Raw genomic sequence first — 12,360 nt, 5'->3', positions numbered from 1 at the left:
CCGTCTGGCGGCCCCGGGCTGCCGATGTGAACGTCACCGCGTATATTGAGCGCCTGTTTCCAGCCGCCTCGATGTGACCGTGACCGTAACTTCCGCCCTTGTCACCGCCCCGTTGCCCCCGCATCCGGTCCTGCTTGCCCTGTTTGAACGGATCAAGGAGGGCGTGCTGCTGTTCCGTGAGGACGGCAGCGTGGCCCTGGCCAATGCCGCGGTCAGTGAGATCCTCGGCCAGGCCGAGCGCGATGCCGGGCTGACCCCGGCGCAATGGCTGCGCCAGCTGCTGCCGCCGGACGCGCTGGAACAGGCGCGCCTCAACGGACATTGGAACGGCAGCCTGCCGGTCGGCGAGCGCATGGTCATCGCCCATGTCTACCATCATGACGATGGCGGCCAGCGCCACTACCTGGCGCTGTTCCGCCGCATCGAAGGCCAGGAAGACTACGAGCGCGAACTGCAGCAGCGCCATGCCGAACTGCGCCAGGCCTACCTGCGTCTCAACGGCACGCAGGAAAAACTGCTGCAATCGGAAAAGATGGCCTCCATCGGCCAGCTCGCCGCCGGTGTCGCGCACGAGATCAACAACCCGATCGGCTACGTGCACTCCAATCTGGGCAGCCTGCAGGAATACCTGCGCAGCCTGTTCACCGTGATCGAAGCCTACGAGCGCGCCCTGCGTGCGCCGGACCCGAAGGCGCTGATCCCGGAGATCGATGACATCCGCCAACGCTTCGACATCGACTTCATCAGCCGCGATCTGCCGCAGCTGATGGCCGAGTCGCGCGAGGGCATCGAGCGGGTGACCCGGATCGTGCGCGACCTGAAGGACTTCTCGTATTCCGGCCGCGATGAATCGTGGAAGCTGGTCGACCTGCATGCCGGCCTGGAATCCACGATCAACATCATCTGGAACGAGCTCAAGTACAAGGTGACCCTGCACCGTGAGTTCGGCCAGCTGCCGCTGGTGGAGTGCCTGCCGTCGGAGTTGAACCAGGTCTACATGAACCTGCTGCTCAACGCCGGCCATGCCATCGCCGACCGCGGCACGATCCACGTGCGCACCGGCGTGGACGGCGAGACGGTCTGGGTGGAATTCGAGGACACCGGCGGTGGCATCTCGCCGGACCTGCGCCAGCGCATCTTCGATCCGTTCTTCACCACCAAGCCGGTCGGCAGCGGCACCGGCCTGGGCCTGTCGATTTCCTACAGCATCATCAACAAGCACCACGGCCGCATCGACCTGGAGAGCACCCCGGGCGTGGGCTCGAAGTTCCGCGTGGTACTGCCGATCAAGCAGCCGCGCTGATCCGCTACCGGTCGTGCCGGCCGCTGGCCGGCAGCAGGCTCAGTCCTCGTCCGCGGTCGGCAGCGCCGGTGCCGGCACGGTGTTGGCGCGACGCTGTTCCTCGTGCGTGCGGAACGCCTGGTGGATGTGCTTGCGCAGCTCGTCATCGTTCCAGGGCTTGGTCAGGAACCGGTAGATCGCGCCGCGGTTGATCGCGTCGGTCACCGTGTTGAGGTCGGTATAGCCGGAGAGCACCAGGCGGATCGTGTCCGGGTACAGCATCTTGACCCGGCCGAGGAACTCGGTGCCGCTCATGTCGCTCATGCGCTGGTCGGACAGGATCACCTGCACATCGTTGATGGCGAGCAGATCGAACGCATCGCGCACATTGCCCGCGGCCAGGATCCGATAGCCATCGCGGCGGAACAGGCGCACCAGCGAGCGCAGCACGTTCTCTTCGTCGTCCAGCAGCAACAGGGTGCGGTCCGGGCGGGTCTCGGCGAAAGCCTCCGGGCGCAGGTAGCGGCGGCGCAGGGTCATGCCGGCGGCGTCGGCCGACATCGGCTCACCGAACAGATACCCCTGGAACACATCGCAGTCGTTGCGGCGCAGGAAGCCGAGCTGCGCCTGCGATTCCACCCCGTTGGCGATCACCGTCATACCCAGCTGGTGGCCCATGGCGATGATCGCGCGGGCGATCGCGGCCTCGCGGTTGCCGGCCGGCGCGCTCTTGATGAAGCTGCGGTCGATCTTCAGCTTGTCCACCGGGTAGCGGACCAGCGCGCTGAGGCTGGAATCACCGGTGCCGAAGTTGTCCAGGCTCAGGCTGATGCCTTCGTTGCGCAGGTTGACCAGGGTTTCGTGGACGAAGTTGACGTTGTTGGTCAGCGCGCTTTCGTTGATCTCCAGCGTCAGCATCTGTGCCGGGACGCCGGCTGCCTGCATCAGCGACATCACCTCGGCGAAGAAGTTCGGGCGCAGCAGCTGCAGGGTGGAGACGTTCACCGCGATGGTGAAGTCATCGAAGCCCTGGTCGCGCCACAGCTTGGCCTGCTTGAGCGCGCCCTCCAGCACCCAGGTGCCGATCTGCACGATGATGCCCAGCCGTTCGGCGGTGCGCATGAAGCGCTCCGGCACCAGCATGCCCAGCGTGGGCGACTGCCAGCGCAGCAGCGCCTCCATGCCGACCACGTGGCCATCGCGCGCGCTCACCAGCGGCTGGTAACGCAGCTTGAGCTCGCCGTTGGGGATCGCATCGACGATCTGGCGCGCGATGATGCTCTCGCTGTGCGCGCTGGAGGGCGTGTCCACCGCGTGGATGCGCACCGCATTGCCACCTTCGCGGGCGGCCTGGTACAGCGCATCCTCGGCGTGGTCGAGCAGGCGCGAGACGCCGGTGGCGTGCTCCGGGCACAGGCTGACGCCCAGCTTGCCGGTCATGAACAGGGTGTACGGCAGCACCGACAGCGGCAGCTCCAGTTGCTGGCGGATCTCTTCGGCCAGGTCCTCGGGCAGCGGCATGTCGGCCGTGCGCGGCACCGCCAGCAGGAACTCATCGCTGCCGTGGCGCCACAGCTTGCCGCGGCCGCGCAGGTGGTGCTGCAGGCGCTGCGCGACCAACACCAGGGCCTGGTCGCCGACCTCGGCGCTCATGTTCTCGTTGACCGAGGCGAAGTGGTCGATGTCCACGTGCATCAGCATCAGCGGCGTGCCGCCGGACGCGGCTTCGGTGACCATCGCCTGCAGCTCGGGGTTGCCGGCTCCCAGGCGGGGCGGGGCATCCTCGATGCTGACCAGGGGCAGGGAAGGGTTCCACATGGGCTCAGTGTTCCAGTGCGTCGTGGGCCGTCGCGCCGGTGGCGCGGTACGGCAGGTAAAGGTCGATCAGGGTACCGGCGCCGTGCGCCGATTCGATGCGTAATGTGCCACCCACGCTCTGCGCGCGCTCGCGCATCACGATCAGGCCCAGCCCGCGCGGGCCGTCCGGGTCGAAGCCCTCGCCATCATCGCGGACCTGCAGGTGCAGGCCGTGGTCGTCGACATCGCGCAGGTGCAGGTTGACCTGGCTGGCGCGGGCATGGCGGAGCACGTTGGTCAGGCTTTCCTGCGCGATGCGGAAGCAGGCCTGCTCGATGTCGCCGGCCGGGCGCCGGGGCAGGGACTGGATATCCGGCAGCAGTTCGATCGCCGCCGAGCGGAACAGCACGCCGGCCTGCCAGCGCAGCGCGGCCTCCAGGCCGAGCGCATCCAGCTGCGGCGGCCGCAGCAGGGTGGAGATGTCGCGCAGCTTGCCGACGGTGGCGTCGGCCAGCTGGATGATCTGGGCCAGGTCCTCGTCGCGGCGGGCAGCGTCCTGTTCGTCCTGGGCCGCGTAGGCAGACAGCTTCATCGCGGTGATCGCCTGGCCGATGTCGTCATGCAGGTCGCGCGAAATGGCGCGGCGTTCGTCCTCCTGCAGCGAGAACAGCCGCCCGGCCATCGCCTGCAGCTCGCGGTTGCTGGTTTCCAGTGCTTCGCGGATGCGCTCGGGCTCGCTGAGGTCGCGCACGATCAACAGCTTGCAGTTGCGCCCGCCATAGCGCACATCGCCGATCGCCAGGCCGGCCTGGAAAGCCTGGCCATTGAAGCGTCGCATGCCGATCACTTCGCCGGCCCCGGCACTCTGCAGCGGCAGCTGGGCGAACAGCTGGGCGCGCACGCGGGGCAGGTCGTCGGCGGTGACCAGCGCGGCCAGCGGCTCGCCGAGCAGGGTGTTCTGCCCGTAGCCGAACTGGGTGACCGCGCAGGCATTGGCGTACAGCACGTGCTCCTCGGAGAGGATGACCACGCCATCGGGCAGCACCCGCACCAGCTCGCGGAACTGCTCTTCGCGTTCGCGCAGCAGACGCCGCGACTGCTCGCGTTCGGTGACGTCCTGCAGGGTGCCGAGCACGCGCGGGCGCCCGGCATCGTCCTGGCCGCTCTCCGCCCGCAGGTGCACCATCAGCGCGCGACCGTCCATCGCCAGCAGTGGCAGCAGCACATCGATCTGCACCGGCTCGCCGGAGCCCATCTCGTGCAGCAGCTGTTCGCTGAGCGCGGCGGTGGCCGGATCGGCGGGCACCAGCAATTCCTCGAAGCGATGCCAGCGCCGGGCCTCGGGCGGACGGCGGCCCAGCAGGCGATAGACCTGGTTGGCGTAGCGGCCCAGGCCGGTGGCCGGGTCGATTTCCCAGGCGCCGATGCGCGCCATCTCATGCGCTTCCTCCACCCGTGCCAATGCCTGGTCGCGACGCAGCAGGGCCTGGTCTTCGCGGGTGCGGTCGATCGCGATCAGCAGGCGCGCACGGCGGCCACCGTAATCGATGAAGTTGCTGCGCATCTCCATCCGCCGCGTGCTGCCGTCACTCAGGCGCAGGTCGGCGGTGATCACGCACAGTTGTTCGGGGTTGGCCCGGATGTGATCCAGCTTGGCCTCCAGCATCGCCTCGTGCCCGGGCGGCCACAGCGCGGTGATCGGCATCGCGGTGAACGCCTCGCGGCTGAAGCCGAAGAAGCTTGCCGCGGCCGGATTGACGTCCAGGATCGCCAGCGATTCCAGGTCATAGACCAGGATCGGGCCGGGATTGCCTTCGAACATCTGCCGATGGCGCGTTTCCGAGTTCTCCAGCCGCGCATGGGTGTGCAGCACGTGCTGGGCCAGTGGGCGCAGCAGCAGATAGATCAGCGCCGCGCTGGCGACCACGAAGAACGTGCCCTTGATGGTCTGCCACTGCGCGGCCGTCTGCAGATCGCCGGCGACCACCTTCACCGCCGCATCGCTGCACAGGATCCACACCAGGGCCAGCACCAGGTAGGCCACGACCACCCGCCAGCGGTCACGGCGCAGATCGCGGGCCAGGGGCGTTTCGGCAGCGGGTTCGGCAGGGCCTGGCAGGGGGTTCGGCATGGGGCAGGGCGGGGCCAGTCGGACAAGGCGAACGTCATCTTACCTGCCCCGGGTGAGGATGCAGGTCGCCAGGGAACTCAATAATCCGCAATCTCCGCCGTTAACGATTGCGTTCCCCGGTTGTCGGGTGCGTTATCGGAGTTACAGGGCGTGGACCAAGGGATTATCGCGAGTCTGCTGCAGCACCCATTGGCCTCGGCGCTGGTGATCCTCGACCGTGCCGGTCGTCCGATCGCCGCCAACCCGGCCGCGCGTGAGCACGGCCTGCCGGCCACGCTTGCGGCGTACGGCGAGGTACTGGAAGACCTGCGCCTGCTGGCCGCGGATGGCGGCCTGGTGCCCTGCCAGCTTCCCGGCGGCCCTGGGGGGCGCTTCGATGGCTGGATGCGCGCCGTGCATGACCCGGACGGCCACCTGCTGGCTTTCACCCTGAGCGTGCCCGAGCCGGTCGCCACCTATGCCGGCAGCCGCTGGGAAGTAGCGCTGGACCACGCCGGGCACGGCCTGTGGGACTGGGACCTGCCCAGCGACAGCGTGCGCCGCTCGCGGCGCTGGGATGGCCAGCCGGTCGAAGACTCGCACGTGCGCGCCGAGGGCGTCAGCGCCCTGCTGGAGAACGTCCATCCCGACGACCAGCTTGCAGTGCGCGCGGCGATGGATGCACACCTGCGCGGCGAGAGCGACGCGTACACGGCGCAGTTCCGCGCGCGCGTGCCGGATGGCGAGTGGCGCTGGGTGCTGGACCGCGGCCGCGTGGTCACCCGCACCGCCGATGGCCAGCCACTGCGGATGGTCGGCACCCATACCGACATCCAGGCGCAAAAACAGATGGAAGCCCAGCTGCGCGAGCAGCAGGTGCACCTGCGTGAAGCGCAGCGCATCGCCAGCATGGGCAGTTGGTCCTGGGACCCGGAGGCGCGCCAGTTCTGGTGGTCGCCCGAGTTCCGGGCGCTGCTGGAGACCGGCGATGCACCGCTGCATGGCCGTCGCCACTGGCTGCGCCAGCTGGAGCCGCAGTCGCGTGGCCGGCTGCGTGGTGCCTGGCGGCGGATGTGGCGCGACGGTGCGGCGACCACGCTGGAGCTTGAATTGATCCGTGACAACGGGGGTGCGCTGCACGTGCGCGTGTGGATGCAGCCGCTGATCGGCCCGGACGGACGCATCCAGCGCCTGCTCGGCCAGGTCCAGAACATCACCGAACAGCACCAGACCGATGCGCTGATCCGCTGGCGCACCGAACTGCTCAACCGCGTCTCGGCCCTGGGCCGCATCGGCGGCTGCGAGATCGAAGTGGGCACCCGCCACATGCAGTGGACCGAGGAGTGCTACCGCATCCACGGCCTGCGCAAGGAGCCGATCAGCCTGGACCAGGCCCTGAGCCTGTACACCCAGGACTCGCGCGATGCCTTCGAGGCAGCGCTGGTCCGGATCGCCGAGGGCGGGCTGCCCGAACAGCTGGACCTGTGTTTCTACCGGCAGTCCGGCCTGCGCATCTGGGTGCAGGTGCTGATCGAGCTGGACCGCCGCGACGGCCTGCCCACGCGCTTCGTGGTGCTGTTCCGTGACATCACCCGCGAACGCGAAGCCAACGAGCGCATCGAGCTGCTGGCCCATTACGATCTGCTCACCGGGCTGCCCAACCGCATGCTGCTGCGCGAGCAGACCGCCGATGCCATTGAAGTGGCGCGTGACCGCGGCACGCCACTGGCGATGCTGTTCATCGATCTGGATGGCTTCAAGACCATCAACGACACCTTCGGCCACGCCACCGGCGATGCGCTGCTCAAGGCGGCGGCCTCACGGTTGCACCAGAGCCTGCGCAACAACGACCTGTTCGGCCGCTTCAGCGGCGACGAGTTCATCGTCGTGCTGCGCGACCTGGCGGCGCCGGAAGACGCCGGCCACGTGGCGCGCAAACTGATCGCCTCGCTGGCCGAGCCGCTGCACCGCGGCGAGAGCACGCTGAAGGTCGGCGCCAGCGTCGGCATCGCGATGCTCGACGACAGCCGCCAGGATTTCGAATCGCTGCTGCGCGCTGCCGATGCCGCGATGTACGCGGCCAAGGAAGCCGGGCGCAACACCTACCAGTATTACAGCCAGGATGCGCTGGCCAGGATCCAGCGCAAGCTGGAGATCGAGCACGCGCTGCTCGGTGCGATCGAGCGCGAAGAATTCACGCTGGCCTACCAGCCGCTGCTGCATGCCGAGAATGGCCAGCCGCCGGCGATCGAGGCGCTGCTGCGCTGGCATCGCCCCGGCATCGGCTACTGCAGCCCGGCCGAGTTCATCCCGATCGCCGAGAAATGCGGTGAGATAGTGCGTATCGGCGACTGGGTGCTGGCCGAAGCCTGCCGCCAGGCGGCCGCCTGGGATGCCGCCGGCCTGCAGTTCGACCGCGTGGCGGTGAACGTCTCGGCCGTGCAGCTGCGTGACCGCGGCTTCGCCGAGCGCGTGATCGACATCTGCCACGCCCATGGCTGGCCACCGCAGCGCCTGGAGCTGGAACTGACCGAGTCCGCGCTGATCCGCGACACCGATGTGCTGCGCCACTGCTTCGATGTGCTGGAGCGTCACGGCGTGCCGCTGGCCGTGGATGACTTCGGCACCGGCTTCTCGAACCTGCACTACCTCAACCGCTTCCCGGTCGGCCGCCTCAAGATCGACCGCAGCTTCGTCCAAGGCATGCTGCACGACGCCGGGACCGCGGAAGTCACCCAGGCGATCGTGCACCTGGGCCATGCGCTGGGCATGAAGGTCGTGGCCGAAGGCGTGGAAACCGAGCAGGAAGAAGCCATGCTGCGCCGCCAGGGCTGCGATGAGATCCAGGGCTACCTGTACTCGCGCCCGCTCGCGCCGCGTGACCTGGCGCAGTGGTTGAGGGCCGACGCCGCCCGGATCGAGCCATGCGAGGCCGTGGCCGCACCGATCCACGCGGTCTGATTGCGCAGGTGAGGGTGTCAGCCCGGCAGGTGGGGGATCTCCGCGACCGTCTCGCCTTCGCAGGTCTGGACGGCCATGCGGTAGATGTCGGTCCAGCCATCATCGGGCCCAGGTCCCAGCCGGTGCCTGGCGCCGAAGACGTAGCGCGTTTCACCCAGTGACATATGTGCTGACAGGTGTTGCGCGATCCCCCGCTGCCGCGTATCGATCTGCACGCAGCCCAGGCGCATCAGCCTGGATGGGGTGGCGGCATCCTGGGGTCGATGGGCTCCGCGAGCGCGTCCAGCAAGGCATCGCCACTCATCCCCAGGTCCCACGCCATTCCGAGCAGTGCCGGGTCGGCCGTGGCGTACAACGAGAGCCCATCCCCTGCCGCCAGCCGCGCCAGCTCCCACTGCGCCAGCTGCTCCAGCTGGGCCAGCAACGCGCGTCCGCGCATCGGCCCGGTGGTGCGGCTGGGCGCAGCCGGGTCCATGCGCTCCTCTGGCGCAGCCGCGGTATCGGGCAAGGGCGCGGAGGAGGGAGAGGTGGCGTTGGGGGCGTTCGTCAACAGCATGGGTCGATCATCTGCAGCCAGGACGGGTAGTGCAAGCACAACGGCCCCGGGAACGCCGGGGCCGTTGTGGGTGCCGTTACCGGCACGCGACATCTGGATCAGAACAGTTCGACCGCGCCTGCGGCCATGCTCTGCTGGGCGACCGCCTTGTGCGGCGGGCGCTCCCACTCGGTGCGCATGTCGCGCAGGCGGGTGCCGGTGCGCTGCAGGGCGGTCACCACCTCTTCGTCGAACACGCCGCCACTGCGGTGCAGCAGTTCCTGCAGCGCGACCGCTTCGCGGTTGATCGCGGTCAGGCGGTCCAGGTGGGTGTGCACGCCGCCCAGGGCCTGGGTGGCGATGTCTTCGAACTGCAGGGCACGCACGGCTTCGGCGACGCTGCTGTCGATGGCACGACCGCACTCGGAGATCTCGCGCATGCCATCACCCAGCGAGGCGTTGATCTGGGCCACGTTGTCCAGCATCTGCGCCGCTTCGTGGCGCGCTTCGCGGGAACGGTCCATATCGCGCGAGGCCATGTGCGAGACCGTCTCGCGGACCTTGGCGATGGCGTCCTTGGAGCTGTGCGCCAGCTTGCGGATCTGCTCGTTGAAGGTGGTCGAGCGCTCGGACAGGTTGCGGACCTCGTCGGCGACCACGGCGAAACCACGACCGGCCTCACCGGCACGCGCTGCCTCGATGGCCGCGTTCAGGGCCAGCAGGTTGGTCTGGTCGGCGATCGACTTGACGTCCTCCAGCAGCGCGAAGATGCCATCCAGGTGCTGCGCCATCTGGTCGATGTGCTGCACGGTGTTGCTGCTCTGGCCGCTGACCTGCTCCAGCGCCTCCACCAGCTGCTCCATCCGCTGGCTGGCGTGCTGGGCGAAACGGGCCACGTCGACGCCGGCACCGCCTTCTTCACCGGCGCGGTCGACGATGCGGGCCAGGGCCTGGCTCTGCTGGCGCGATTTGCGGTTCATCGCATCGAAGCTGCTGCCCAGGCCACCGACGGCGTGGCGGATCAGGTCGCGGGCACGTTCGACTTCGCCACGCGAGCCGTCGATTTCGTTGCCGACGAACGAGCGCAGCTCGGTCAGCAGCTGGTCCTGCTCGCGCAGGATGCGGGCCTGCTCAGGCGAACGCTGGGTCTGGGCGCGGGCGCTCCACCAGGCAAACCCGAGCCAGCTGAGCGTCATCGTGGTCAGGATCGCCCAGCGCAGGGCGGCTGGCCACTCGAAGCCGATGGCAAAGGGAAGCAGAAGGGTCAGGACCAGGGGGGCGGCCAGGCGGATGAAGAGGCGTGAGTACATGGACGTTCTCGGGGAGGTGCACGGATGCTGTATCGGCCGTACCCCGGTTTGCTTTAGCCGTCCGCGTGATTTTCATCCCATGGAGAGGCACCTGCCTCGATCCAATCGGGTTCGGCAGGGGACCGCCGATCCGTCGGCGGCCCCGGTACCACGCCTCAGCGCAGCTGGCGCGCGACCGCTTCGAGCATGGTCTTGCGGGAGAACAGAAAGTCCCAGTACTGCCCGCCGGTCTGGCGCCACAGCACCGCCGAGCGGACCGCGGCCAGCAGCAGGGCGCGGATCTCGGCGACCACGCCGGCCTGGCCGAGGTAGTGCGGGTTGCCCTGCACCATCACCCGCGGCTTGAGGTTGCTGATGGTGTCCGCGTACAGGCCGCCCAGCGCGGCCAGCACGTCCGGGTGGGCACTGTCGCCCAGCTCGCCGGCCTGGGCCTGGGCGCGCTCGATACCGGTGCTGACCTTGGCCACGATCTCGTGTTCACGGACGAAGCGGCGCTCCAGCTGCAGCACAGACAACGCCAGGCGCGGCAGGTGCTCGTCCTGGCCCTGGCTGCTCAGGTAGTTGTGCAGCAGGCGCAGCCCCGGGGCAACGTTGCCGGCGCTGCCGTAGATCTCCTGCGGGCTGGCCGCATCGATGCGGAACACGCTGTCCACCGCGGTGCGGACCACGGCGGCTTCGGAATGGCCGGTTTCGGCGATGCGGCGTACCTGCTGCAGGGCCTGGGCGATGCCGGCCAGAGCAAGAACGCGGTCGTCGACGGAAAAACTCATGCAGCAGATACCTCGAAAGGAGAAGGGGTGGCGCGAAGGCGTTGTTCCAGTGGCGCATCGGTGGCGGCGATGACGGCGCCGCCGAGGCAGACCTCATCGTCATACAACACCAGCGATTGACCGGGGGTGACGGCACGCTGCGCGCGGGCGAAGCGCACCTCCAGGGTGCCATCGTCGCGCACCGTGACGGTGCACGGCTCGTCGGGCTGACGGTAGCGGGTCTGCGCGGTGCACTCGAACCGGCGCGCGGGCGGGGCACCGGCGATCCAGTGGGCGGGCTCGGAGTGCAGCCGGGTGGACTGCAGCCACGGGCTCTCGCGCTCCTGGTCCACGTACAGCACGTTGCTGGCGACATCCTTGCCGACCACATACCACGGCGCGGCCGGCCGGCCACGCACGCCGCCGATGTTCAGGCCCTCGCGCTGGCCGAGCGTGAAATAGAACACGCCGGGATGTTCGGCGATCAGGGCGCCATCAGGATCGCGGATCTCGCCGGTCTTCGCCGGCAGGTAGCGGCCGAGGAACTCGCGGAAATCGCGTTCGCCGATGAAGCAGATCCCGGTGGAATCCTTCTTGGCGTGGGTGGGCAGGCGCGCGTCGCGGGCGATCCGGCGCAGGTCGTTCTTCTGCAGGTCGCCGATCGGGAACAGGGTCGCGGCCAGCTGCTCCTGGCCCAGCTGGTGCAGGAAGTAGCTCTGGTCCTTGCTGCGGTCGGCGCCGCGCAGCAGCGCCCAGCGTCCCCCGACCTGGGCGATCCGGGCGTAATGCCCGGTCGCGATGCGTTCGGCACCGAGCTCGCGCGCGGCGTCGAGGAAATGCTTGAACTTCACTTCGCGGTTGCACAGCACGTCCGGGTTGGGCGTGCGCCCGGCGGCGTACTCGGCCAGGAAATGCTCGAACACCCCCTGCCAGTACTCGCTGGAGAAATCGCGGAAGTGGAACGGGATGCCGAGCAGGCCACAGACCGCCACTGCGTCGCGGCGGTCATCCTCGGCGCGGCAGTCGCCGCTGCCGTCATCGGCCCAGTTCTGCATGAACAGCCCGGCCACCGGCTCGCCCTGCTGGACCAGCCGCCAGGCCGCGACCGAGGAATCCACGCCGCCGGAGACGCCGACCATGATCCGTGGGGTGCTCATGCAGCCTCCTTGACGATGGACAGCGGGTGGCGCTGGCCGGCGAGATAGTCGGCCACCACCTGCCAGACCAGCGGGCTGCGCAGGCGGCCGGGGTCGGCCTTCAGCTCGGCCGGGGTGAGCCAGATCGCGCGCAGGATCCCGTCGTCCAGGGGGCGGCCGGGATCGTGCGAGACAGGCTCGGCGGCGTAGGCGAAGCGCAGGAACGGCGTGCCGTCCGGGGCGGTCCACTGGTAGGTGCCGATGAAGGCGCTCAGGCGCACCGTCCAGGCGGTTTCTTCCAGGGTTTCACGGACCGCGGCGGCGGCCAGGCTCTCATCCGGCTCCAGGTGCCCAGCGGGCTGGTTCAGCACCTGGCGGCCGTTGATCGCCTCCTCGACCAGCAACAGACGCCCGTCACGCACCACCACGGTGGCGACGGTGACATGGGGCGTCCAGCGCGGTTCCTGCACGGCATTCACG

General features: G+C 68.8%; 10 protein-coding genes. 2 read left to right on the top strand and 8 right to left on the bottom strand.

What is annotated here, in order from left to right; genetic code table 11:
- Positions 1-73: 73 nt before the first annotated feature.
- A complete protein-coding gene (locus AC07WC_RS17015) occupies positions 74-1,303 on the top strand; it encodes an ATP-binding protein (RefSeq protein WP_495211053.1) in 1,230 nt (409 codons plus the stop codon).
- A 39-nt stretch (positions 1,304-1,342) separates the two neighbouring features.
- On the opposite strand, the gene AC07WC_RS17010 is transcribed toward AC07WC_RS17015, so the two are convergent.
- Positions 1,343-3,100, bottom strand: coding sequence for an EAL domain-containing protein (locus tag AC07WC_RS17010; RefSeq protein ID WP_495211052.1), 1,758 nt, complete (start codon positions 3,098-3,100; stop codon positions 1,343-1,345).
- Positions 3,101-3,104: 4 nt separating this feature from the next.
- A complete protein-coding gene (locus AC07WC_RS17005) occupies positions 3,105-5,210 on the bottom strand; it encodes a sensor histidine kinase (protein WP_495211051.1) in 2,106 nt (701 codons plus the stop codon).
- 150 nt (positions 5,211-5,360) lie between these two features.
- On the opposite strand from AC07WC_RS17005, the gene AC07WC_RS17000 reads away from it, so the two are divergent.
- The gene (locus tag AC07WC_RS17000) at positions 5,361-8,150 is read left to right on the top strand and encodes an EAL domain-containing protein (protein WP_495211050.1); all 2,790 of its coding nucleotides are present in this window, start codon (positions 5,361-5,363) and stop codon (positions 8,148-8,150) included.
- 17 nt (positions 8,151-8,167) lie between these two features.
- Here the strand turns inward: AC07WC_RS17000 and AC07WC_RS16995 are convergent, their stop codons facing one another.
- The 6 genes from AC07WC_RS16995 to AC07WC_RS16970 form a co-directional block, all read right to left on the bottom strand.
- The gene (locus AC07WC_RS16995; RefSeq protein ID WP_495211049.1) at positions 8,168-8,380 is read right to left on the bottom strand and encodes a hypothetical protein; all 213 of its coding nucleotides are present in this window, start codon (positions 8,378-8,380) and stop codon (positions 8,168-8,170) included.
- Positions 8,380-8,706 carry a hypothetical protein gene (locus AC07WC_RS16990; protein WP_495211048.1) on the bottom strand — a complete coding sequence of 109 codons (327 nt, stop codon included), beginning with the start codon at positions 8,704-8,706 and terminating at the stop codon, positions 8,380-8,382. The genes AC07WC_RS16995 and AC07WC_RS16990 overlap by 1 nt, the downstream gene beginning before the upstream one ends.
- A 98-nt stretch (positions 8,707-8,804) precedes the next feature.
- Positions 8,805-9,995 carry a methyl-accepting chemotaxis protein gene (locus AC07WC_RS16985; RefSeq protein WP_495211047.1) on the bottom strand — a complete coding sequence of 397 codons (1,191 nt, stop codon included), beginning with the start codon at positions 9,993-9,995 and terminating at the stop codon, positions 8,805-8,807.
- A 155-nt stretch (positions 9,996-10,150) separates the two neighbouring features.
- The gene (gene hflD, locus AC07WC_RS16980; RefSeq protein ID WP_495211046.1) at positions 10,151-10,765 is read right to left on the bottom strand and encodes a high frequency lysogenization protein HflD; all 615 of its coding nucleotides are present in this window, start codon (positions 10,763-10,765) and stop codon (positions 10,151-10,153) included.
- Positions 10,762-11,901, bottom strand: a complete 1,140-nt coding sequence (mnmA, locus tag AC07WC_RS16975) for a tRNA 2-thiouridine(34) synthase MnmA (protein WP_495211045.1) — start codon at positions 11,899-11,901, stop codon at positions 10,762-10,764. Before mnmA ends, hflD begins: the two co-directional genes overlap by 4 nt.
- Positions 11,898-12,359, bottom strand: coding sequence for an NUDIX hydrolase (locus AC07WC_RS16970; protein ID WP_495211044.1), 462 nt, complete (start codon positions 12,357-12,359; stop codon positions 11,898-11,900). The genes mnmA and AC07WC_RS16970 overlap by 4 nt, the downstream gene beginning before the upstream one ends.
- Position 12,360 lies beyond the last annotated feature (1 nt).

This window comes from Stenotrophomonas sp. GW821-FHT01H02A (genome assembly GCF_059422145.1).
The sequence above is the reverse complement of the archived record's forward strand: the minus strand, read 5'-3'. Positions and strand labels throughout refer to the sequence as shown.

What these genes read in the sequence shown, in the direction of transcription:
- AC07WC_RS17010 (WP_495211052.1), bottom strand. Translation starts at nt 3,100, where the DNA reads ATGTGGAACCCTTCCCTGCCCCTGGTCAGCATCGAGGATGCCCCGCCC.
- hflD (WP_495211046.1), bottom strand. Translation starts at nt 10,765, where the DNA reads ATGAGTTTTTCCGTCGACGACCGCGTTCTTGCTCTGGCCGGCATCGCC.
- AC07WC_RS16990 (WP_495211048.1), bottom strand. Translation starts at nt 8,706, where the DNA reads ATGCTGTTGACGAACGCCCCCAACGCCACCTCTCCCTCCTCCGCGCCC.
- AC07WC_RS16995 (WP_495211049.1), bottom strand. Translation starts at nt 8,380, where the DNA reads ATGCGCCTGGGCTGCGTGCAGATCGATACGCGGCAGCGGGGGATCGCG.
- AC07WC_RS17005 (WP_495211051.1), bottom strand. Translation starts at nt 5,210, where the DNA reads ATGCCGAACCCCCTGCCAGGCCCTGCCGAACCCGCTGCCGAAACGCCC.
- mnmA (WP_495211045.1), bottom strand. Translation starts at nt 11,901, where the DNA reads ATGAGCACCCCACGGATCATGGTCGGCGTCTCCGGCGGCGTGGATTCC.
- AC07WC_RS16985 (WP_495211047.1), bottom strand. Translation starts at nt 9,995, where the DNA reads ATGTACTCACGCCTCTTCATCCGCCTGGCCGCCCCCCTGGTCCTGACC.